Origin of the sequence: Nocardia sp. NBC_00403 (assembly GCF_036046055.1) — a bacterium.
Taxonomy (GTDB): domain Bacteria; phylum Actinomycetota; class Actinomycetes; order Mycobacteriales; family Mycobacteriaceae; genus Nocardia.
In genome coordinates this window covers 2,985,443-3,008,254 of record NZ_CP107939.1, presented here as the reverse complement: position 1 = coordinate 3,008,254, position 22,812 = coordinate 2,985,443, and the positions used below count along the sequence as shown (strand labels likewise).

Sequence of the window (22,812 nt, the reverse complement as noted above, 5' to 3'; positions counted from 1 at the left end):
GCGCGCGACCGCACCGCATCCACACCGGAAGCACCGGAACCCCAACGCACACCGTCGAATTCCGGCGTGCGCCGCACCGACAAGGTCGCAGTTCCCGCGCCCCCGGGCAACATCACTGGTCCTCGTCCTCTTTCACCAGACCACGGCGCACTCGGGACGCGTGCTTGCGTTCGGCGGCGCCGATCCGGTCGTTCTGTTCCAGCCGCAGGTCGGTGCCGCGGCCGGTCGGCACCATATCGATGCCCGCCGAGATCTGCGGCTCCCATTCGAAGGTCACATCGCCGATGGTGACCGGCGCTCCGGGCTCGGCGCCCTGTTTCACCAGGGCATCTTCGACACCGAGGCGGGCGAGCCGGTCGGCGAGGTAGCCCACCGCTTCGTCGTTGTCGAACTGGGTCTGGCGCACCCAGCGCTCGGGCTGGCTGCCACGCACGATGAAGCCGCCCGGCTCGTCGGGATCGGCGATCACACTGAAACCGGTCTCGTTCGCCGCGATCGGCCTGATCACCGGGCGTGCGGGCGCTGCCTTCGGATGCGCCTCACGGTACTTCAGCACCAGGTCCGCGAGGGCAAAGGTCAAGGGCCGCAGCCCTGCTCGGCTCACCGCGGAGATCTCGAACACAGGCCAGCCGCGCGCGGTGAACTCCGCCGTCACCATCTCCGCCAGCTCGGCGGCATCGGGCACGTCGATCTTGTTCAGGATGACCACACGGGGCCGATCGGCAAGGTCGCCGAGGCCGGTGTCGGCGTTGAGCATGGACTTATAGGCCGCCAGCTCCGCCTCCAGCGCGTCCACGTCGGACACCGGATCGCGACCTGGCTCCAACGTGGCGCAGTCGACGACATGCGCGAGCACCGCGCATCGCTCCAGATGGCGCAGGAATTCCAGCCCGAGCCCGCGGCCCTCGCTGGCCCCCGGAATCAGTCCCGGCACGTCGGCGATGACGAACGTGGTGTCGCCACTGGCGACCACGCCGAGGTTGGGCACCAGCGTGGTGAAGGGGTAGTCCGCGATCTTCGGCTTGGCCGCCGACAGCACCGACACCAGCGAGGACTTGCCCGCCGACGGGAACCCGACCAGACCGACGTCGGCGAGCGACTTGAGTTCGAGAACCAGGTCGCCTTCTTCACCGTCCTCGCCGAGCAGAGCGAAGCCGGGAGCCTTGCGTGCCTTCGACGCGAGTGCCGCATTGCCGAGGCCGCCACGACCACCGCGGGCCACGATGAACTTGTTACCCGCGCCGACCAGGTCGATGAGGACCTTGCCGTCGTTGTCGAGCACCACGGTGCCGTCGGGCACCTTCAGCAGCAGGTCGCTGCCTTGCTTACCGTCACGGTTGCTGCCCTCGCCCGGCTTGCCGTTGCCAGCCTTGGCGTGCGGATGGAAATGGAAGTCCAGCAGGGTGTGCACATTCGGGTCGACCTCGAGGACCACATCCCCACCGCGACCGCCGTTACCACCGTCGGGTCCGCCGAGCGGCATGAACTTTTCGCGGCGCACGGAGGCACAACCGTGACCACCCTTGCCCGCATGCACGTGCAATACGACACGGTCGATGAATTTGGACATAAGCCGAATCATCCTCCTCGGTGGTTGTGGTTGTCGGTGCCGACGCGATCGTTCGAAAACGCGAAAACGGGCCAGGGTGTGTCACCCTGACCCGCTCGGCTGTTGTCTGGAGTAGCAGGCGGCTGCCTCGCCTGCGCTCGGTCGGCGCAGTCGGTGGACGGACGCCTATCAGGCGGTCAGGCCTGCACCGGCTCCGGGACGACGATGTTGACGGTCTTGCGGCCACGCTTGCTGCCGAACTCGACCGCGCCCGCCGCGAGGGCGAACAGGGTGTCGTCACCGCCACGACCGACGTTGACGCCGGGGTGGAAGTGGGTACCGCGCTGACGAACCAGGATCTCGCCGGCCTTGACGGCCTGGCCGCCGAAGCGCTTGACGCCGAGTCGCTGGGCGTTCGAATCGCGACCGTTGCGGGAGCTGGACGCACCCTTCTTATGTGCCATTTCTGAACTCCTGTGAAGTAACTCGAAATCGAGGAGGCTTACTTGATGCCGGTGACCTTGATGACCGTCAGCGGCTGACGGTGGCCCTGCCGCTTGTGGTAGCCGGTCTTGTTCTTGAACTTGTGGATGCGGATCTTCGGGCCCTTGGTCTGCTCGACGACCTCGGCGGCCACGGAGACCTTGGCCAGCTTGGCCGCATCGGTGGTCAGCTCGGCGCCATCGACGACGAGAACCGGAGCAAGCGCCACGGAAGTACCCGGCGCACCCTCGATCTTCTCGACCTTCACCAGGTCACCGACCGCGACCTTGTACTGCTTTCCGCCGGTCTTGACGATCGCGTACGTTGCCATCGGTCGGCTGCCCTTCTTCCTGTAATGCGCGCGGCTGATGCTCACGCGGCTGCATGCTCCCACCCGGACAAATCCGCTTGGAAACCACAGCACTCTGGTCTGGTAGTCACCGCCGCCTCAGTAACCTGAAGGCCCTCGGCCTCGGGGCCGAGTCACAAACACAGCGCAGTCGAGCGCTGTCGCCGGGCAGCGACTGTTCGAGATTACAGGACGCCTACCACCGGGTCCAAACCGGCGTCTCCCGAACAGGCGTACCTCCGCCTTCGCTCCGGCCATGCACGGTAGTCCGGCACGCCCGAAATACGAGACCCCCGCCACCATCGTGACGGGGGTCTCGGTCGTTCGGCACGATCCGATCAGCTCGGACCGGTCAGTTCGCCTCGTCCACCGGCGGCCCCGCGGGACGTCCCGCGGTCCGGCGGCGCGTCTTGCGCACGGGCACCGCTACCGGAGCCTCGGCGGCAAAGTCCACGACCGGCGCTGCGGGCGGCTGATCCGCCGACAGCACGAACACCGCACCGCTGCTGTCGGCTGCGGGCGCCGCGGCCGAACGGGCCACCCTGCGCCTGCGACCGGCCGTCCGCGGTGCGGCAGGCTCGGGAACACCGTTTCGGGCAGCAGGCTCCCGGACGGCGACCGGCTCCGGTGCAGCAGGGGCTGAGGCTGGGGCTTCCGGCTCCACCACGGCTACAACAGGCTCGGCGGCCACCTCGACCGGCTCGACCTCGGTCGCCACGGCCTCCTCGATCACTGCCGCAGCTGTTTCGGTCGGCTCCTCGGCTAGGGCCTCGGTCAGCACAGCATCGATGTCGGCAGCTTCTGCCTCGACCACGTCGACCGCTTCGGCGTCGGCCTCGGTCGTGTCACCGTGATGCGCTGCCATTGCCAACGCGACCGGATGCGCCCGCTTGACGGCGGCATCCTCCTCGACGGCCTCGGTCACCGGCGCAGTGCCGTTGGTCGCAGCGGGTGCGGCGGCCGCACCCTTGTCCCGGCCCCTGCGTCGACGCGAACCGGTCTCCCGACTCTTCGCTCCGCCGTCCTCGCCGGCGGACGACGACTCCACCGGGTAGGCGTGCACCAGGATGCCGCGGCCATGGCAGTGCTCACAGGTGGTGGAGAAGGCCTCCACCAGTCCGGTGCCCAGCTTCTTGCGGGTCATCTGCACCAGGCCGAGCGAGGTCACTTCGGAGACCTGGTGACGAGTCCGGTCGCGGCCGAGCGCCTCGGTCAGTCGACGCAACACCAGGTCGCGGTTGGACTCGAGGACCATGTCGATGAAGTCGACGACGATCATGCCGCCGATATCGCGCAGCCGCATCTGGCGCACGATCTCCTCGGCCGCCTCCAGATTGTTGCGGGTGACCGTCTCTTCGAGGTTGCTGCCGCCCGCGCCGGTGAACTTGCCGGTGTTGACGTCGACCACCGTCATCGCTTCGGTGCGGTCGATCACCAGGGTGCCGCCCGAGGGCAGCCACACCTTGCGATCGAGCGCCTTGGCGAGCTGCTCGTCGATCCGGTGGGTCTCGAACACGTCGATACCGTTGTTCTCGTGCCGGGCGACCCTGGCGAGCAGGTCCGGTGCGACGGTACCGATGTACTTCTCGACGGTGCTCCATGCCCGGTCACCTTCGATGACGAGCTTGGAAAAGTCCTCGTTGAACAGATCGCGGATGACCTTGACCAACAGGTCGGGCTCTTCGTACAGGGTCTTCGGCCCGCCGGAGTCCTTACTGTCGGCAGCCTTCTCGATGGTGCGCCAGGTCGCCTGTAGCCGCTCGACGTCGCGGGCGAGCTCGTCCTCGTCGACGCCCTCCGACGCAGTGCGGATGATCACGCCGGCGTCGGCGGGCACGATGTCGCGCAGGATCTCCTTGAGGCGTTTGCGCTCGGTGTCGGGCAGCTTGCGGCTGATGCCGGTGGACGAACCGCCCGGCACGTACACCAGGAAGCGGCCGGCCAGGCTGATCTGCGTGGTCAACCGGGCACCCTTATGCCCGACCGGGTCCTTGCTCACCTGGACGAGCACCTGATCGCCCGGCTTGAGCGCCTGCTCGATCTTGCGCTCCTTGCCGCCCAGTCCGGCGGCCTCCCAGTTCACCTCACCGGCGTACAGCACACCGTTGCGGCCACGGCCGATATCGACGAACGCCGCCTCCATGCTGGGCAGTACGTTCTGCACCTTGCCGAGGTAGACGTTGCCGACCATCGACGCGGAACCGGTGCTGGTGACGAAATGCTCGACCAGAATGTTGTCCTCGAGCACTGCGACCTGGGTGGCGGTGGGGAGATCGGGGAACGCCTTCTCGCGCACGACCATCACCCGGTCCACCGCCTCGCGGCGGGCCAGGAACTCCGATTCGGTCAGGATCGGCGGCCGACGGCGACCGGCCTCGCGGCCGTCCCGCCTGCGCTGCCGCTTGGCCTCGAGCCGGGTGGAACCGGTGATGCCCTGCACCTCGTCGGATGCGGCGGCGCGGTTGCGGCTCTTGTTCCGCGGTTCACGTTCGTGCACGACGGTGTTCGGCGGGTCGTCCTCGGAGACGGCTTCGGACTCGGCGCCCTCCCCTGCCACCTTGCGGCGACGGCGGCGACGGCGACGGCGGGTCGAGCCCTCCGGCAGGTCGGCCTCGTCGTCATCGGACTCGGCGGTCTCGTCGGCATCGGCAGGCTCGGCGACGGCGTCACGCGATTCTGCCGGCTGCTCGTCCTCGGTGTCGGCATCGGAGTCCGCGGTGTCGTTCTCGTCACCTTCGGCATCACTGTGCTGCTCGCCCCGACCACGACCACGACCACGACGACCACGGCGCCTGCGACGCGGCTGGCCGTCGACATCACCCTGCTGGTCGGATGAGTCCTGATCGTCTTCGGTGGTGTCGACCTCGACCTCGACCTCGTCCTCGACCACCTCGGCCGGCGGCTCTTCGGTGCGACGAGTATCGCGCTCGACGCGACGCTTACGCCGCGTCTGTTCGGCGGCTGCAGCGTCCGGTGGCAGGAACAACGGTGCCTGCACCGTGACGGCGGCCTCGAACACCGCGGGCGCTGCGACGTGCGGCTCCTCCCGGTCCAGGTGTGTGAACAGCTGCACCGACGGCTGGTGGGCGGGCTGGACCGCACCGGTAGCCGCCGAACCGGACTGATCGATCACCGGGTCCGGTGCCGAGAACAGCAGCCCTGGCTCTCGGGCCGGGGCAGCAGGCTCGGGCTCCGGCGCGGGAGGCGTTGCCTCGGGCGCGGTGACGGTGGCGTCGGGCTCGACCAACGCGTCGCGGACAGTCTCCGCAACCGCTCTGTCGACGTTCGACTGCGCACTGCGCGCATCGGACCCCAACTCGGTGAGCTTGGCCAGGATGCGCTTACTCGTCACTCCCAGCAGCTTGGCAAGCGCGTGAACTCGGATTCGCTCCGGCAATTGTTCGGCATCCTGTGATGTTGTTTCCAGCGGCTCTTGATCGGCCACGAAGTCTCCTCGGGACCCCCGGGCGCGTCCCTCCTGGCAGAAGTGACGCGGCCGACGCGGGGGCACTAATCGTTCGCCTCACGCGGTTGACGCAAGGTCATCTGGTCTCGCCCCGCATGCCCGGTTATCACCTGGTTGTTCGTCGGGCTAACTGGTCACGCGGCGCCTGGCTGTTGGCTGAACTCCACGAAGCGAGCGCTCATCCAGCGTGCCGACGCGAACAATCAACCCCCAACAACCGGGCTGTTTGTCCGTGGCAGCGATGATCGGCATCGAACCGCGGTGTCATCCGGCTGCTTCCGTCACCGATCGCTCACGTACCAGCGCGAACAGTCGATATCGGTTGCACCCGATGCCAGTATCCCACACCGTGCGCCAACAGTTCGCCATCGGCGCACGACCAGACCCCGCATTCGCGTGGTTTCGTCGTACGCCGAGGGCGCTGTGCCCACCGGTGCGCTCGCTACGCTCCCGCACGACTCGACCCCGCATTCGCGCGGTTTCGTCGCAGGCCGAGGGCGCTGTGCTCATGGTTGCGCGCACTGCGGACGTGACGCGTGGAGGAATTGGGTCAGGCCGGGAACTCGGGGAACCAGAGGGCAATCTCGCGCTTGGCCGATTCCGGCGAATCGGAGCCGTGGACCAGGTTCTCCTGGGTCTCCAGGGCAAGGTCACCGCGAATGCTGCCGGGCACGGCCTTCTCGACCGGATCGGTGCCGCCGGCGATCTGCCGGAATGCCGCGATGGCGCGTGGGCCCTCCAGGATGGCCGCGACGACCGGGCCGGAGGTGATGAACTCGATCAAGGAGCCGAAGAACGGCTTCTCGGCGTGCTCGGCGTAGTGGCCGCGGGCCACCTCTTCGGAAACCTGCTTCAGCTCCAGGGCGGCGATCTTCAGCCCCTTGCGCTCGATCCGGGCCAGCACCTCGCCGACCAGGCCACGGGCCACGCCGTCCGGCTTGATGAGTACCAACGTCTGCTCAGTCACGGCGCACAGCCTAACCGGCGGTCGGGCGAAGTATTCAACGGGCAACTGCGCAGCGGGCCGGACGGGCGGCTAGGCGGAGCGCCGAGTGCGCTGACTCGGCAGTAATCCCTGCTCCATGCGGCGCTTGACATCGTGACGCAAGACCAGGATGAAGCCCCACACCACGGCGAACAGAATCCCCATCACCCCGATGGAGACGTGCACGAATACTCCGAGTATCAACAGCACCTGGAGGGCGAGGTTGAACGGTATCGCCCACGGGCGGCGCTGGAGTCCCGCGCCGAGAATCATGACCAACGCCAAGATCACGAGGTAGCTGCCGGAGAACCAGCCCACCCCGCCGCCGACCGACCCGACGACGGGCAACGCGAGCAGAACCGTGATCGCCTCGAGAATCAGCGTGCCCGCCATGACACCGCGCAGCCCCTTCCATGGGTCGGGGGCAGAGGGCGCAGCGGCCTGGTCGCCGTCGGTCGACTCACTCATGCTGTCTCCTTGCGGTGGATCGATCCCTCACGCCGGATCCTTTCCGAACAGCGCGCGGGCCGCGCCCGCCGTGACCACCGAACCGGTCACCACGACACCGGCGCCGGAGACCATCTCGCCGGGCTCGCCGACCTCCTCGGCCAGTGCGATAGCCGTTTCGAGGGCGTCGGGCAGCGTTTCAGCGGTGACGACCCGCTCGTCGCCGAAACGCTGCACGGCCAAGTTGGCGAGGGTGTCGACGTCCATGGCGCGCGGCGACCCATTGCTGGTGACGACGATTTCGTCGAGGACCGGCTCCAACGCCTCCAAGATGCCCGCGGCGTCCTTGTCGCTGAACACCCCGACCACGCCGACCAGTTTGCGGAAGTCGAACTCGGTGGTGAGCGTCGCGGCCAGGGCTTTTGCGCCTGCGGGGTTGTGCGCGGCGTCGATGAAGATGGTCGGCGCGCTGCGCATGCGCTCGAGCCTGCCCGGGCTGGTGACGCTCGCGAAACCGGCTCGGATCGCGTCGATGTCGAGCTGGCGGTCCGCGCCCGCGCCGAAGAACGCCTCGACTGCGGCGAGGGCGAGCACGGCATTGCGCGCTTGATGCTCGCCGTGCAGCGGCAGGAAGATCTCGTCGTACACCCCGCCGAGACCTTGCAATTCGAGCTGCTGACCGCCGACCGCAATCTGCCTGGCCAGCACCCGGAACTCCGAGCCCTCGCGGGCCACCGCGGCGTCGACCTCGACGGCGCGCCGCAGCAGCACCTCCATGGCCTCCGGCTCCTGTTCGGCGATCACCGCGACGGTGTCGCGCGGAATCAGGCTGTCGGGCGCACGCTTGATGATCCCGGCCTTCTCGCCTGCGATGGCGGTGAGGTCGGGGCCGAGGTAGTCGGTGTGGTCGAGGCCGATCGGGGTGATCACCGCGACCTGCCCGTCGATCACATTGGTCGCATCCCAGGTGCCGCCCATGCCGGTCTCGACGATCGCGACATCGACCGGCGCCTCGGCGAAGGCCGCGAAGGCCATGCCGGTGAGCACCTCGAACTTGCTCATCGCCGGGCCGTCCGCGGCGGCGGACTGCTTGTCGATCATCTCGATGTAGGGCAACAGCTCACGATAGGTCGCCACGTACTGGGCGGGCGTGATCGGCTTGTTGTCGATGCTGATCCGCTCGGTTGCCAATTGCAGGTGCGGGCTGGTGATCCGGCCGGTCCGCCGGTGCAGCGCGGTGAGCAGTGCATCGATCATCCTGGTCACCGAGGTCTTGCCGTTGGTGCCCGCGACGTGGATCGCCGGATAGTGCTGCTGCGGTGAGGCGAGCAGATCCATCAGGGTGGCGATGCGGGTGAGCGACGGCTCGATCTTGGTTTCCGGCCAGCGGCGATCGAGTTCTGCCTCGACCAGAGCCATTTCGGCCAGGTCGACAGGAGAGGGCCCGGCACCGAGCCGGGTGGCGGGGATCGGTGACCCGTCGTCGTCGTACTGTGGTTCCGGCTCGGTGTTCATTTGCCGCTCAATTCCGCAAGCCGGGCGCTGATGCGGGTGACTTCGGACGCAGCGACATCGCGCCTGCCCTTGATCTTGTCGACCACCGGTTCCGGCGCCTTGGCGAGGAAGGCCTCGTTGCCGAGTTTGGCCGTGGTGGCTGCCAATTCCTTCTCGGCGGCGGCCAGGTCCTTCTCCAGACGACGGCGTTCGGCATCAAGGTCGACCGCACCGGAGGTGTCCAGTTCCACAGTGACGGTTGCCGCGCTGAGCCGGATCTCCAGGGATGCGGTCGCCGCGAAATCCACGCCCGGCTCGGTGAGCCTGGCCAGGTTGGCCACCGACGACTGCTGCTCGGTGAGGCCCGCCGCGTCGAGGCCGATCAGCTTGGCTGCGACCTTCTGCTTGTCGGCGAGGCCCTGATCGCTGCGGAACCGGCGGATCTCGGTGATCAACCGCTGCGCGTCCGAAATACGCTGCGCCGCAGCCACATCGGTCGGCACACCGCTGGCCTGCGGCCACGCGGCGATAACGACCGACTCGCCGCCGGTCAGCGCCTGCCACAGCGACTCGGTCACGAATGGGATTACCGGGTGCAGCAGTCGCAACACCGAGTCGAGGACGTTGCCGAGCACCACGGCGGTCGACTCGGCGCGCGAGCCCGCCGCGGCGAACTGCACCTTCGCCAATTCCAGGTACCAGTCGCACAGTTCGTCCCACGCGAAGTGGTAGAGCGCCTCGCAGGCCTTGCCGAACTCGTAGGCGTCGAACGCTGAATCCACTTCGGCGCGAACCTCTTCGAGCCGGTCGACGATCCAGCAATCGGCATCGGTGAGCTCGGCGCGTGCCGGCAGCTCACCGGTGTGCGCGCCGTTCATCAGCGCGAACTTGGTGGCGTTGAACAGCTTTGTCACGAAGCTGCGCGAGGCCAGTGCGTGCGCTTCGCCGACCGAAAGGTCACCGCCGGGCTGTGCGCCGCGCGCCAGGGTGAAGCGCAGCGCGTCCGCACCGTAGGACGTGATCCAGTCCAGCGGGTCGATGCCGTTGCCGCGCGATTTGGACATCTTCTTACCGAACTGATCGCGAATCAGACCGTGCAGGAACACATCCTTGAACGGCACCTGCTTCGCGCCGTCCTTGCCCGCCGTGAGCACCGGGTCGTCGGAAACGAACGTGCCGAACATCATCATCCTGGCCACCCAGAAGAACAGGATGTCGTAGCCGGTGACGAGCACGCTGGTCGGATAGAACTTCTGGAGTTCTGTGGTGGAGTCGGGCCAGCCCATGGTGGAGAACGGCCACAGCCCCGAGGAGAACCAGGTGTCGAGCACGTCGGGGTCCTGCACCCAGCCTTCCGGCGCGGTCTCGTCCGGCCCGACGCACACCACTTCGCCGTCGGGGCCGTACCAGATCGGGATGCGGTGGCCCCACCACAGCTGTCGCGAGATGGTCCAGTCGTGCATGTTGTCGACCCAGTCGAACCAACGCGGCTCCTGGCTGGCCGGGTGAATGACGGTGTCGCCGTTGCGAACTGCGTCACCGGCGGCCTTGGCCAGCGCCTCGACCTTGACCCACCACTGCATCGAAAGGCGCGGCTCGATCGCCTCGCCACTGCGCTCGGAGTGCCCGACGCTGTGCAGGTAGGGCCGCTTCTCGGCAGCGATGCGGCCCTCGGCGGCCAGGCGCTCGCGCACCTTGACCCTGGCCTCGAACCGGTCCATGCCGTCGAATTCGGTGCCGGTGTCGGCGATCCGGCCGCGCTCATCCATGATGGTCGGCATCGGCAGGTTGTGCCGCAGCCCCATCTCGAAGTCGTTGGGATCGTGCGCGGGGGTGATCTTCACTGCGCCGGAACCGAATTCGGGGTCGACGTAGTCGTCGGCAACGATCGGGATCTGACGTCCGGTGATCGGGTGGTACAGCGTGGTGCCGATCAAGGACTGGTACCGGGGGTCGTCCGGGTGCACCGCGACGGCGGTGTCGCCGAGCATTGTCTCCACGCGGGTGGTCGCCACGATCACGTGCGGCTCGTTGTCGTCGAGGGAGCCATAGCGCAGCGAGATCAGCTCGCCCGGCACCTCCTCGTGCTTGACCTCGATATCGGAGATGGCGGTGCGCAGTTCCGGCGACCAGTTGACCAGCCGCTCCGCGCGATAGATCAGGCCCGCGTCGAAAAGCCGCTTGAAGATGGTCTGCACGGCCCTGGACAGGCCGTCGTCCATGGTGAACCGGTCGCGACTCCAGTCGACGCCGTCGCCGAGCGCGCGCATCTGCCACTGGATGGCGCCGCCGGACTCGCGCTTCCAGTCCCAGACCTTGTCGATGAACAGTTCACGGCCGAAGTCTTCTTTGGTCTTGCCGTCCACCGCGAGCTGTTTTTCCACGATGGTCTGGGTGGCGATGCCCGCGTGGTCCATGCCGGGCAGCCATAGCACCTCGTAGCCCTGCATGCGCTTGCGGCGGGAGAGGGTGTCCATCAGGGTGTGGTCGAGGGCGTGGCCCATGTGCAGGCTGCCGGTGACGTTCGGCGGCGGCAGCACGATCGAGTAACCGGGCTTGTCGTTCGCGACATCGGCGGTGAAATAACCGGCGGCTACCCAGCGCTCGTACATTTCGGCCTCCACCTCGCTGGGGTTCCAGCTTTTGGGGAGGGCATCGGCACGATTACGCGAGTTGTCAGAGGCTGCGCTGGTCACCCGACGATTCTAGTGGCCGAGTTCGGCGCGCTCACACCGCCCACCAGGCATAGAAAAAAGGCGGAGTCTTCGGTGGATGAGGGACACCGAACACTCCGCCTACAGGTGAGAGCTTACCGTCGATCCGGGGCAGGCCCCGGAATCCATAAGTAATTCTCAGCTTCTTTGCGCATTCAATGCGTGGCTGCCAACACGCTGGTGTCCTGCTCCACCAGATCGGCGTTTATCGCGATAGCGGCGGCCGATCCCGCGCCCGCGGCAGAGATCACCTGCGCTGTCGGGTCGGCCACATTGCCCGCAGCCCAGACGCCGGGCACGCTGGTCCGGCCCGACTTGTCGGTGTGCACCCAGCCGTTGCCGTCGACGTCACAGCCGAGCGCGAGCAGCACATCGGCATTGGGCACGAAGGTCGGCGCGACGAACATCGCCGCTCGCGGCACCGCGCGCCCGTCGACCAGTTCCACACCCCGCAGCCGGTCCGCCACGACCAGCCGCGCGACCTGCCCGTCCACGACACGCACGCCACGACCGGCGAGCCTGGCCCGGTCGGCCTCCGACAGCGCCATGGTGTGCGCGAAGAAGATCACGTCGGCCGACCATTGGGGCAACAGCAACGCGACATGCAGGGCTCTGGCACTCGCACCGGGCTCCGTTCCGCCCAGGATCCCGAGCGGCTGGTCACGCACCTCGTAGCCGTGGCAGTACGGGCAGTGCAGCACGTCGGCACCCCAGCGCTCCCTGATGCCGGGTAGTTCGGGCAGCACGTCGCGCAGACCCGTCGCCACCAGCACCCTGCGCGCACGCAGTTCCCGCCCGCTCGCCAGTCGCACCGTGAAATCACCTGGCTCGCCGGTCTTTTCGACGCTGTTGACCATATCGTCGATCAGCTCACCGCCGTATCCCGCGACCTCGGCCGAGCCGCTGGCAATCAACTCACCGGGGGGCATGCCGTCCCTGGAAAGAAACCCGTGCATGTGCTCGGCCGGCGCATTGCGCGGCGCACCACCGCGCACCACGGCAACCCGCCGCCGCGCCCTGGTGAGCACCAGGGCAGCGGACAGTCCCGCCGCACCGCCACCAATGATCACTACGTCATATGTTTCGCTCATCTGCGATCACCTCCGCGGTCACCATGCCGCCGTCCGCGCGATTTCGGCAACAAATATTGCTGATTCCGGGAATCAGCGGTGCACTGGTGGGATGAAGATTCAGCCGGGAATCACCCAGGCCATCGCCGACATCGGTCCGCGACTCAAGGCGTTGCGCACGCACCGCAACGTCACGCTGACGGCGCTGTCGGAGGCCACCGGGATCTCCAAGAGCACCCTGTCGCGCCTGGAGTCCGGCCAGCGCAAGGCCAGCCTGGAGCTGCTGCTGCCGATCGCGCTCGCCCATCAGGTGCCGCTGGACGAGCTCGTCGCCGCACCGAAGATCGCCGACCCGCGCGTGCACTCCAATCCGCGGAAGATCAACGGCACCACGATCATTCCGCTCACCCGGCAGCCGGGTCCGCTACAGGCGTTCAAGATGGTCATCCCGGCCGAGCGCACCGAGCCCGATCCCCGGGTCCACGAGGGCTTCGAGTGGCTCTACGTACTGTCGGGCCGATTGCGCCTGGTCCTCGCCGAACACGATGTCGTCCTCGGCCCCGGCGAAGCCGCCGAATTCGACACCAGACAGCCGCACTGGTTCGGCAGTGCCGGGCGCGGGCCGGTGGAGATACTGAGCCTGTTCGGTAGTCAAGGCGAGCGCATGCATCTGCGGGCGCGCTCCCGCGGCCGCGCGACGACCTAGCATCATCAGGGAATTCTCAGCCGAAATCAGGGTTTTCCCTGTTGCCGAATCGAATTCGGCCCGCGACGCTGGAAAGGGTGAACCCTCCGCTCGACGGGCCGCCCTTCGCCGCTGCGCAATCGCGGCCGTCACTCGCCGAATTCCCTGTCATCGCACCGGATTCCGTCCACGATCTGCGCGGACTGATCGTCGATGAGTTGCGGTATCCGGCGACGGCCGCGCTGATCGTCGCGGGGGTGCCCGGCGCGGGCAAGAGCACCGCGCTGCGAATGTTCTTCGGTGCGACAGCGGATGCCGATCAGGCGACGAAGGGACCGCAGGGTTCGGTCGTGCTCGATTCGAACCAGACCCGCAACTGGTGGCGACGCCGGGTCGGCTGGCTGCCCTATCTCCTGTGGCGACCGGTGGTGCACATCGCGCATTTCGTCCGGATCCGAAATGCGCTGCGCGACAATGCAGGACCGGTGGTGATTCACGATTGCGCGACCTTCGGATGGACGCGCCGACTACTCACACGGTGGGCCACCGGGTACCACCGGGAAGTGCACGTGATCCTGCTCGATGTGCCTGCCACCGCGGCCCGCGCAGGCCAGTTCGCACGCGGGCGCCGGATCAACGGGCCCGCGTTCACCCTGCACTGCCATCGATGGCGACGACTGATCCGCGAACTCGGTGCGGGCCGCGTGCCACAGCCCGCACCGGCCTCGACGGTGATCATCGATCGAACCAATGTCGACCGGATCAGACGAGTCGGCTTCGCCGCCTGGAGATCCGACGACTAACGACGAACCAGCACGGTGAGCGCGCCGGGTACGGCACTGATCGTGACCGGCAGCGTGCCCGCTGGTTCACCGTCGGCGGTGGCCGGGGCGCCTGCGGCGGTCAACGTCACCTGCGCGGTTCGATACTGCTTGGTCGCCGGATGGTCGATCCGCTTGCCCGCCGACAGGGCGGGAAGCAGCCGGAGCATGTCCAGTCGCGATACCGCGCCGACCACGGTCAGGTCGAGCAGGCCATCGTCCATGATCGCGTCCGGGCAGATCAACATGCCGCCGCCGTAGGTGCGGGTGTTGCCCACCGCGACCATGACCGCCGCCGTCTCCACGACCGTGTCCATCGCCGGATTGTCCAATGCGCCCGGCGCGACCCCGGTCAGCTCGATCCGATAGGGCACGGTGAAGCGACCGGAGATCTCGGCCAGCGCCGCGAACGTGTACCGCAGTGGCCCCTTCGGCCAGCGCATGCCGTTGGCGCGCAGGGTGACTCGGGCATCGAACCCCGTGCCGGCCACGGTGGCGAACCACATCGGCTCCGACCCGGGCGTTTCGATCCGGCCGAGATCGATGGTGCGAGTGTGGCCGTCGAGTACGAGATCCGCGGCGGCCACCGGATCATCGGTGGGGACACCGAGTTCCCTGGCGAGGTCGTTGCCGGTGCCCGCGGGGACGAGCCCGAGCGGCACTCCGGTCTGCGCCAGTGCCTCGAGGACGACGTTGACAAGCCCGTCCCCGCCGATGCACACCACCGCGTCCGGTACCTGATCCACGCGGGAAATCGAATCCCGCACCAGGCGAACAGATTCGGCGGCAGATGGTGCGCGCACCTCGGTGACCGCGACACCACGCTCGGCGAATCGGGCCAGTGTGGCGGCCGCGACGTCGTGCCCACGGCCGACCCCGGACATGGGGTTGGTCACCACGGTGACCGCACCGATGGTGCGTGTCGAGTCCTGCGTCACGGGACCAGCTTTCCAGGATTGAGGATTCCTGCGGGGTCCAATTCCTGTTTCACCGCGCGCAATACCCGGACACCCAGGTCGCCGACCTCGGCGGACATCCAGGGGCGGTGGTCGGTGCCGACCGCATGATGGTGGGTGATGGTGCCGCCTGCGGCCACGATGGCGTCGCCGACCGCGTTCTTCGCGAGGCCCCACTGCGAGATCGGATCGTCCAATTGCTTGGCGATGATCGTGAAGTACAGCGAGGCGCCCGTCGGGTAGGTGTGCGAGATGTGGCACATCACCAGTGGCGGCGTACCCTGTCCGCCCAGTGAATCCGTCAGTGCCGCAGTGACCTTCGCCTTGAGGTTGTCGAGATTCGACCAGGTGGTGGCGGTCTCCAGCGTCTCGCACAGCACTCCGACGTCGAGCAGCGCGTCGCGCATGTAGGGCGCGGCGAAGCGGCCGTGCTCCCACTCCCCGGCAGGAGTCGCACCCAAGTCCGTGCCGCCCGCCGCCGCCAAGAGCGCACCCGCCTCGGCGCTGCGCGATGCGACGTGGGCTCCGGTGCCTTCGAACGTGGTGATGGCCAGGCATCCCGACACCGGGGTGCCGCCGACATCACCGGAGCGGGCCAGGTTGATGCCGGTCTCGACCTCGTCGGACAAGCGCAGCACCGTCGGCGCCGCGCCCGTCTGCACCACCGAGCGCAGTGCGGCTGCGCCCGTGGCGAAGTCGGGGAACGACCAGGCCCGGTAGGCAATGGTTTCCGGCACCGGATGCACCCGCAGGGTGACCTCGGTGATCACACCGAGGGCGCCTTCCGAACCGACGAACAGTTCGCGCAGGTCCGGACCTGCGGCCGAAGCGGGGGCACGGCCGAGCTCCAGCGTGCCGCTCGGCGTGGCGATCTTCAGGTGCTGGACCATATCGTCGAAGCGACCGTAGCCCGCGGACGCCTGTCCGGAGGACCGGGTGGCCGCGAAGCCACCGATGCTCGCGAATTCGAAGCTCTGCGGGAAGTGGCCGAGCGAAAGTCCTCGGTCGGCGAGCAATGCCTCGGCGCGCGGGCCGGTGAGACCGGCGCCCAGCGTGGCGGTTCCGCTCACCGGATCGATGTCCGAGACGGTGTCGAGGCGACGCAGGTCCAGCGCGATGACCGCCTCGAAGCGGCCGCGCACCGGGTCGACACCGCCGACCACGCTGGTGCCGCCACCGAAGGGAACCACCGCGATGGCGTGTTCGGCGCAATAGGCCAGGACCGCGAGCACCTGCTCGTGGCCGGCGGGGAACACGACCGCATCCGGTGCTTCCTGTGGCTCGGCGACGCGGCGGCGCAGCAGGTCCGGGGTGCTTTTTCCGCCTGCGTGCAGCAACCGATCGCGGTGGGCGAGCGACACGTTGTCCGCGCCGACCACCTCGACCAACCCGTCTCGTCGGGCCGGGGTCAGCACCGACTCGCGCAGCGGTACATCGCCCTCATCGCGGCGCGGCGCCGGGTCGCCGGACACTCCGAAAACCTGCGCCAGCAGGCCCCGGATCTGTGCCGAAAGCGGCTTGTGTCCGGCTGGAATACCCCAGGCGTCCCACACCATACTTGCTGCGTGCTCCGGTACGCCCGGCTTTGCCACGTGGGCGTCCGAGCGGGGCGCCGAATCCTCGTCGGCATGCTGTTGCGTCTCGACCATGCGTTACAGTTTGACATATACTGTCAAGGAGTAACGACGCTTGCCCACTTCGACACCCGGCGGTGACACCCGAATGCCTGCCCCCGAAGAGCCCGACACCGCACTATCGGCCACCGACCTTGCGATTCTCGACGCCGCGCGAGACTGCGTCGAGGAATTCGGCGTGCGCCGGACCACCCTCACCGAGGTGGCACGGCGAGCCCGGGTAAGCAGGCCCACTGTCTACCGCCGCTGGCCCGATACCGGCGCTCTGGTGGCCGAACTGCTGGTACGCGAATTGCGTGCGATCGTCACCGCGACCATGCCGGCCGGGGGGCCGGCCCGCACCCGCCTGGTCCGAGGCATTGTCACCGGCGCAGCGGCGATCCGGGAAAACCCCTTGTTCGGCAAGATCTTCCGCACCGACACCGACCTGATGCTCACCTACGTGTTCGGCCGCCTCGGCCGCAACCAACGCCACCTGATCGAGCTGTTCACCGCGGGAATCCGCGAGGGCCAACAGGATTCGTCGATCCGCGACGGTGACGCCGAGCAGATGGCGACCATGCTGCTGCTGATCGCCCAGTCCGCGGTGCAGTCGGCGGGCACCGTCGCCGCCCTACTCGACGGAGCAGCACTCGACGCCGAATTGACGCGCGCTATCGACGGTTACCTTGTTCCACCGCTGGTGTCGGCCGCGGCCGACACCAGCGGTGTCGAATCGTCGGACGCCGCACATGAGGAGCGGACATGAGCGAGCGGACTTCGGGCAGCACCGCGCCCGCCATCGCCGACGGCAGTCCCCTGACGCCCGATCCGCATCGTCAACGATCGATAACCTCCGCACCGGCGGCAGGTCCGACCTCGGAAAGAGACTGCGATGACCGCTAATTCGGCCACCGTCGGCAACTCCGCCCTGAACGCCGCCCGGCGCTCCCGCGAGCTGGCACAGCTCGGCGATGACACCGAAATCGACGTGCTGGTGATCGGCGGCGGTGTCACCGGTGCGGGCGCCGCACTCGATGCCACCGCGCGCGGCCTGCGCACGGTGCTGGTCGAACGGCAGGACCTGGCGTTCGGAACCTCACGGTGGAGCTCGAAGCTGGTGCACGGTGGACTGCGCTACCTGGCGAGCGGTCAGGTCGGCATCGCGCACGAGAGCGCCGTCGAGCGCGGCATCCTGATCGGCACCACCGCACCGCATCTCGTACGTCCGCTGCCGCAGCTCGTGCCGCTGCTGCCGGAGATCGGCGTTGCGCAGAGCACGCTGATTCGGGCCGGTTTCGTCGCGGGTGATGTGCTGCGGCGCACCGCAGGCACCCCGGCCGCGATCCTGCCCCGTTCGCGTCGCGTCGCCACCGCGGAAGCGCTGCGGCTGGCGCCGACTGTCCGGCGCGATGGTCTGCGCGGCGGTCTACAGGCCTGGGACGGACAGCTCGTCGACGACGCCCGACTGGTGGTCGCGCTCGCCCGTACCGCGGCGGCCAACGGGGCAACAGTGCTCACTCGGGTGGAAGCCGTTGCTGTCGAAGGTAATTCGGCGACCCTGCGCGACACGCTGACCGGCGAGTCGATGACCATTCGCCCCCGCACCGTCATCAACGCCACCGGCGTCTGGGCCGACCAGGTGGACCCGAGCATCGAGCTACGCCCCAGCCGCGGCACCCACCTGGTGTTCGACGCCGAATCCTTCGGCGGCCTCACCGCCTCCCTGACGGTGCCAATTCCGGGTACCACCAGCCGCTTCGTGTTCGCATTCCCGGCCGCGCACGGCCGGGTGTATCTCGGCCTCACCGACGAGGACGCCCCCGGCCCGGTTCCGGACGAGCCGCAGCCCACCGAGGCCGAGATCGACTTCCTGCTCGACACCATCAACACCGCACTGCGCGAGCCGTTGACCCGCGCGGATATCCGCGGCACCTACGCAGGACTGCGCCCGCTGCTGAAAACCGCGGACAACGCCACCGCCGACATCTCCCGTCAGCACGCGGTCCTGCACTCCCCCACCGGCGTCATCACCATCGTCGGCGGCAAGCTCACCACCTACCGCCAGATGGCCGAGGACGCCGTTGATGCCGCGGTCGCCCACGGCGGCCTCGCCGCGGGGCCCTGCCGCACCAAGCGGCTCCCGCTGGTCGGCGCGGTGTCGGGAGCCGCACGCGACCATATCGCCGCCCCACCGGTCCTCGTCGAACGCTACGGCAGCGAAGCGCCCACCGTTCTCGCTGTCGCACAAGACAATTCGGCCGCGCTCGAGCAGGTCGCCCCTGGCATCGACGTGACTGCCGCGGAATTCGCTTTCGGCATCACCCACGAAGGCGCACTGGATACCGACGACCTCCTCGACCGGCGCACCCGCATCGGCCTGGTCGCCACGGACCGGGCTGCCGCCCTTCCCGCGGCGGAAGCCGCCTTCGCCCAGGCTCGCGGTTAGTCGGACACCCAGCCCACCAGCTCCGCGCGCATGCAGGCGCGGGGCCATTGATCCAGCCCGTTGGCCGCCTCGGCGGCGCGGATCTCGCGCAGTCCCCGCGTCTCTTGCGCGGCGGTGAGGTAGCGAAAACCGAGCCGCTCGTAGTAAGGGCCGTTCCAGGCGACGTCGGTGAACGTGGTCAGGGTCATGGCAGGCAGCCCTTGCGCTTTCGCCCAGTGCACCGCGTGGTCGATGAGTCGCTTGCCGATTCGGTTGCCGGCATACACGGGATCCACCGACACCTGATCGACATGTGCGTCGCCGTCGACGATTCCGAGAATGAGGTAACCGATCGGGCGGTCGGCGTCATCGGCGTACACCCACGCGCGCCCCGCGTGCAGGAACTCGCGCAGGGTGTCCAATGGCGGCGGATCGTCGTCGGCGACGGCCGTCATGCCGATGTCCGCGAACGGCTTTCCCGCCGCGCGCTCGATATCCTGCAGGACCGGCAGGTCCTCCTCGGTCGCCGGTCGAATTGCTTGCATTGCCGCTCCTCGCGCGGGGCTCACTCGGCCGGGGTGGCCAGGATGCCGTTGATCAGCACCCGCAGCGCCCATACTTCACGGTCGTCGCCGTTGCCGCTCATCATTTCTTCGCCCAGGCCGACAAGCATCGGATACCGGTCGGCAGGCAGTTCCGCGAAGTCCCGCTGGACCTCGGCGACGTAGTCGCTTTCCACGCGCCCCCCAACGTTGTAGGCGCTCTGCTCCGCGGCCTGTGCGGTGATGTGCAGGTAGAGCAGGTCGACGGCCCAGGAATTGGTCCTCTTGTCCAGACCGCCCTCGTCGAGCAGCGTCAGCATCCGTTCGATGAGCAGCAGCGCGTTCGGGCTGGTGGGAATCGAGCCGAGCGCGACGAGCGCCAGACCTTCGTGCTTGCTCATGGCCGCCACGGTCGACGCGACAAGGTCGCCGAGCCGTTCGCGCCAGGTGCCACCGGCCGGCTCGGGCACCGTGCCGAGCACATGGTCGAGCATCGCGGCCATCAGATCGTCCCGGTTGGCGACATAGACGTACAGCGACGCCGCACCCGTATCCAGGTCCTGAGCGACGCGACGCATGGTGAGGGCGGACAGGCCGTCGTTGTCGAGGATGCGCAGACCGGTTTCGACGATGACATCACGGCTGAGTGGAGCCTTTGCGGGACGGGCCCGGCGGCTGACAGGTGCGGAGCTCATGACACCGAGCATACGCCGCAACGAACACCGTTTGACACGAACACCGTTCGTCATCTAAGTTTTCAATCAACCGAACACCGTTCGTCACGATCGATGTTCGATCGATTTCTTCCTCGAAGGGGAACCTCATGTCCACCATCACGCATCCGGAAACGGCGGCAAACACCAAGGTCGGAGCCCGCATGTGGGCGATACTGGCCGTCATCCTCGCGGCCGACGTCCTCGATCTGCTCGACTCGACGATCACCAATATCGCCGCGCCGACCATCGCGAACGACCTCGGCGGCGGCCAGTCACTGATCCAGTGGCTCGGCGCGGGCTACGCCCTCGCACTCGGCGTTCTACTCGTCGTCGGCGGCAGACTCGGCGACCGGTTCGGCAAACGCCGCCTGTTCCTGATCGGCGTCGCCGGCTTCACCGTGGCCTCGGTCGCCTGCGGCCTCGCCATCGACCCGACCTCGATCGTCACCGCACGACTTGTCCAGGGCGCGTTCGGCGCGCTGCTCATCCCGCAGGGTTTCGGCATCCTCACCCAGGTCTTCCCGCGCGAACAGCTCGGCAAAGCGTTCGGCGTGTTCGGCCCTGCCCTCGGCCTTTCCGCGGTCGGCGGTCCGATCCTCGCGGGCTTCCTGATCGACGCCGACCTGTTCGGCCTCGGCTGGCGAGCCATGTTCCTGATCAATATCGTGCTCGGCTCGCTCGCCTTCGCCGCCGCATACCGCCTGCTGCCCGCCGACGACGGCGATCGCACCGTCGCCATCGACGCGCTCGGCTCCGCCCTGCTCGGCGCGGCCATGTTCGGCTCGCTGTTCGGCCTCATCGAGGGTTCGGCCAACGGCTGGACCGCAGCACCCTTCGGCTATCTCGCCGCAGCCGCGGTGGCCTTCGCACTCTTCGCCCGCCGCCAACTCACCGCGACGAATCCGCTCATCGAGCCGTCACTGTTCGCCAACCGCGGCTTCACCTCGGGCCTGCTGCTGGGCCTGGTGTTCTTCGCCGCGGTGTCCGGTCTGCTCTACGTGCTCTCGCTGTTCATGCAGACCGGCCTCGGGTACACCCCGACCGGCGCCGCACTCGGCCTCGCGCCACTGGCCGCCGGCATCATCGTGGCCTCGGTCGCCGCACATCAACTGCTTGCGAAACTCGGCCGCACCCTCATCCTTATCGGGCTGCTGATCACCCTGGCGGGCACCGGCCTGCTGCTCGCCCTCGCGCTGACCGCCGGAACCGATATCACCGCATGGGTTCTCGCCGTACCCGTCTTCATTCTCGGTGTCGGCATGGGCACCTGCTTCGGCACCATCTTCCAGATCACCATCGGCGATATCGACCCGGCGGAGACCGGCAGCGGCAGCGGTTCCCTCTCGGCCGTGCAGCAACTGGCCAACGCCATCGGTGCGGCCGCCGTCACCACCGTCTATTTCCGCACCGTCGGTTCCGGGCAGGCGCACGCGCTGACCGTCAGCCTCCTCGTCGTCGCCGCGATCACGCTGGTCAGCTGCGGCATTGTCCAGCTGCTTCCGCGGCGAGCACCGGCCGCAGACCACTGATCGGCACGCCGATCGAACATCATCAACCGCACGACCCCACGGAGTTGTCATGATCCTCATCACCGGAGGCCGCGGCGCGGTCGCCACCAACCTGCTGTCCCTGCTGCTCGCCGACGGCCACGCCGTCCGGGTCGGCTCCGGCCGACCCGACCAGCTCGAACTCCCCGACGGGGTATCCGCCGTCACCTGCGACCTGCGGGACCCGACGACTTTCCCCGCCGCGCTGGCCGGCGTCACCTCGGTGTTCCTCTACGCCGAGCCCGCGTACATCACCGAATTCGTCACCACCGCAACCGAAGCCGGGGTCGAGCATATCGTGCTGCTGTCTTCGTCCTCGGTGCTCGACCCCGACGCCGCCACCAATCCGGTCGCGAAGTCGCACCTCGATGCCGAACTCGGACTCGCGGACGCGCCGATGGCCGTCAGCGTGTTGCAACCAGGTGCTTTCGCAGGCAATGCCCGTGGCTGGTCGTTCTCGATCAAGACCGACCGCCCGGTCAGCCTGCCCTACCCCAACGCCTACGCCGACCCGATCCACGAACTCGACATCGCCGAGGCCGTCCACGCCCTGCTCACCGAGCCCGAGCACCGTGGCGCGGTCTACCACCTCACGGGCCCACAGACCCTGACCTTCACCGCGCAACTCGATCTGATCGCCGAGCTCACCGGCCGCAGCGTCACCATCGACCACGTCACCCCCGACACCTGGCGGCAGGAGATGGCCGAGTACATCCCCGCCCACTATGCCGATGGCCTGCTCGACTACTGGCGGCGTTGCGACGGGGTGCCCACCGTGATCACCGACACGGTCGCCACCCTCACCGGCCACCCGGCACGCACCTTCGCCGACTGGATTCGTGACAACGCCGCGGTATTCGCCGCCTGAACTGCGAACGCACGCAGGATGACTCGATAGCGCCACCTCCCACACCACCGACTACAGGGCGGGCACGGACGATTCCGTG

19 protein-coding genes are annotated in these 22,812 nt (G+C 68.0%); 6 read left to right on the top strand and 13 right to left on the bottom strand.

What is annotated here, in order from left to right; translation table 11 throughout:
• Positions 1 to 112: 112 nt before the first annotated feature.
• The 9 genes from obgE to OHQ90_RS13265 form a co-directional block, all read right to left on the bottom strand.
• The gene (obgE, locus tag OHQ90_RS13305) at positions 113 to 1,570 is read right to left on the bottom strand and encodes a GTPase ObgE (RefSeq protein WP_328410471.1); all 1,458 of its coding nucleotides are present in this window, start codon (positions 1,568 to 1,570) and stop codon (positions 113 to 115) included.
• A gap of 176 nt (positions 1,571 to 1,746) precedes the next feature.
• Positions 1,747 to 2,013 carry a 50S ribosomal protein L27 gene (gene rpmA / locus OHQ90_RS13300; protein WP_328410470.1) on the bottom strand — a complete coding sequence of 89 codons (267 nt, stop codon included), beginning with the start codon at positions 2,011 to 2,013 and terminating at the stop codon, positions 1,747 to 1,749.
• Positions 2,014 to 2,051: 38 nt separating this feature from the next.
• The gene (gene rplU, locus OHQ90_RS13295) at positions 2,052 to 2,363 is read right to left on the bottom strand and encodes a 50S ribosomal protein L21 (protein WP_228002256.1); all 312 of its coding nucleotides are present in this window, start codon (positions 2,361 to 2,363) and stop codon (positions 2,052 to 2,054) included.
• 370 nt (positions 2,364 to 2,733) lie between these two features.
• Positions 2,734 to 5,826 (bottom strand): translation initiation factor IF-2 N-terminal domain-containing protein, encoded by a 3,093-nt coding sequence (locus tag OHQ90_RS13290; RefSeq protein ID WP_328410466.1) that lies wholly within the window; start codon positions 5,824 to 5,826, stop codon positions 2,734 to 2,736.
• Positions 5,827 to 6,397: 571 nt separating this feature from the next.
• The gene (gene ndk / locus OHQ90_RS13285) at positions 6,398 to 6,814 is read right to left on the bottom strand and encodes a nucleoside-diphosphate kinase (protein WP_328410464.1); all 417 of its coding nucleotides are present in this window, start codon (positions 6,812 to 6,814) and stop codon (positions 6,398 to 6,400) included.
• A 69-nt stretch (positions 6,815 to 6,883) separates the two neighbouring features.
• Positions 6,884 to 7,300: a DUF4233 domain-containing protein gene (locus OHQ90_RS13280; RefSeq protein WP_328410462.1), complete on the bottom strand. Its 417-nt coding sequence runs from the start codon at positions 7,298 to 7,300 to the stop codon at positions 6,884 to 6,886.
• Positions 7,301 to 7,327: 27 nt separating this feature from the next.
• The gene (gene folC, locus OHQ90_RS13275) at positions 7,328 to 8,698 is read right to left on the bottom strand and encodes a bifunctional tetrahydrofolate synthase/dihydrofolate synthase (protein ID WP_328412811.1); all 1,371 of its coding nucleotides are present in this window, start codon (positions 8,696 to 8,698) and stop codon (positions 7,328 to 7,330) included.
• A gap of 92 nt (positions 8,699 to 8,790) precedes the next feature.
• Positions 8,791 to 11,469, bottom strand: a complete 2,679-nt coding sequence (locus OHQ90_RS13270) for a valine--tRNA ligase (RefSeq protein WP_328410460.1) — start codon at positions 11,467 to 11,469, stop codon at positions 8,791 to 8,793.
• Positions 11,470 to 11,642: 173 nt separating this feature from the next.
• Complete coding sequence (locus OHQ90_RS13265; protein ID WP_328410458.1) at positions 11,643 to 12,578, bottom strand: NAD(P)/FAD-dependent oxidoreductase; 936 nt, start codon at positions 12,576 to 12,578, stop codon at positions 11,643 to 11,645.
• A gap of 91 nt (positions 12,579 to 12,669) precedes the next feature.
• Here OHQ90_RS13265 and OHQ90_RS13260 point away from each other — a divergent pair, with 91 nt between their 5' ends.
• Positions 12,670 to 13,263 carry a helix-turn-helix domain-containing protein gene (locus OHQ90_RS13260; RefSeq protein ID WP_328410456.1) on the top strand — a complete coding sequence of 198 codons (594 nt, stop codon included), beginning with the start codon at positions 12,670 to 12,672 and terminating at the stop codon, positions 13,261 to 13,263.
• A 77-nt stretch (positions 13,264 to 13,340) separates the two neighbouring features.
• The gene (locus OHQ90_RS13255) at positions 13,341 to 14,045 is read left to right on the top strand and encodes an AAA family ATPase (RefSeq protein WP_328410454.1); all 705 of its coding nucleotides are present in this window, start codon (positions 13,341 to 13,343) and stop codon (positions 14,043 to 14,045) included.
• Here OHQ90_RS13255 and OHQ90_RS13250 read toward each other — a convergent pair.
• Both OHQ90_RS13250 and OHQ90_RS13245 read right to left on the bottom strand, forming a co-directional pair.
• Positions 14,042 to 15,001, bottom strand: coding sequence for a diacylglycerol kinase (locus tag OHQ90_RS13250; protein ID WP_328410452.1), 960 nt, complete (start codon positions 14,999 to 15,001; stop codon positions 14,042 to 14,044). The two genes, OHQ90_RS13255 and OHQ90_RS13250, sit on opposite strands and share 4 nt — an antisense overlap.
• Positions 14,998 to 16,575 (bottom strand): FAD-binding oxidoreductase, encoded by a 1,578-nt coding sequence (locus tag OHQ90_RS13245; protein WP_328412809.1) that lies wholly within the window; start codon positions 16,573 to 16,575, stop codon positions 14,998 to 15,000. Before OHQ90_RS13245 ends, OHQ90_RS13250 begins: the two co-directional genes overlap by 4 nt.
• A 166-nt stretch (positions 16,576 to 16,741) precedes the next feature.
• Here OHQ90_RS13245 and OHQ90_RS13240 point away from each other — a divergent pair, with 166 nt between their 5' ends.
• On the top strand, positions 16,742 to 17,401 hold the full coding sequence (locus tag OHQ90_RS13240) for a TetR/AcrR family transcriptional regulator (protein ID WP_328412808.1): 660 nt from the start codon (positions 16,742 to 16,744) through the stop codon (positions 17,399 to 17,401).
• 126 nt (positions 17,402 to 17,527) lie between these two features.
• Positions 17,528 to 19,081 (top strand): glycerol-3-phosphate dehydrogenase/oxidase, encoded by a 1,554-nt coding sequence (locus tag OHQ90_RS13235; RefSeq protein WP_328410450.1) that lies wholly within the window; start codon positions 17,528 to 17,530, stop codon positions 19,079 to 19,081.
• On the opposite strand, the gene OHQ90_RS13230 is transcribed toward OHQ90_RS13235, so the two are convergent.
• On the bottom strand, positions 19,078 to 19,605 hold the full coding sequence (locus OHQ90_RS13230; RefSeq protein WP_328410448.1) for a GNAT family N-acetyltransferase: 528 nt from the start codon (positions 19,603 to 19,605) through the stop codon (positions 19,078 to 19,080). The genes OHQ90_RS13235 and OHQ90_RS13230 overlap by 4 nt on opposite strands.
• Positions 19,606 to 19,625: 20 nt before the next feature.
• On the bottom strand, positions 19,626 to 20,297 hold the full coding sequence (locus tag OHQ90_RS13225) for a TetR/AcrR family transcriptional regulator (protein WP_328410447.1): 672 nt from the start codon (positions 20,295 to 20,297) through the stop codon (positions 19,626 to 19,628).
• Between the two features lie 128 nt (positions 20,298 to 20,425).
• Here OHQ90_RS13225 and OHQ90_RS13220 point away from each other — a divergent pair, with 128 nt between their 5' ends.
• Both OHQ90_RS13220 and OHQ90_RS13215 read left to right on the top strand, forming a co-directional pair.
• Positions 20,426 to 21,847, top strand: coding sequence for a DHA2 family efflux MFS transporter permease subunit (locus OHQ90_RS13220; RefSeq protein WP_328410445.1), 1,422 nt, complete (start codon positions 20,426 to 20,428; stop codon positions 21,845 to 21,847).
• Positions 21,848 to 21,896: 49 nt separating this feature from the next.
• Positions 21,897 to 22,733 carry an SDR family oxidoreductase gene (locus tag OHQ90_RS13215; protein ID WP_328410443.1) on the top strand — a complete coding sequence of 279 codons (837 nt, stop codon included), beginning with the start codon at positions 21,897 to 21,899 and terminating at the stop codon, positions 22,731 to 22,733.
• Positions 22,734 to 22,812 lie beyond the last annotated feature (79 nt).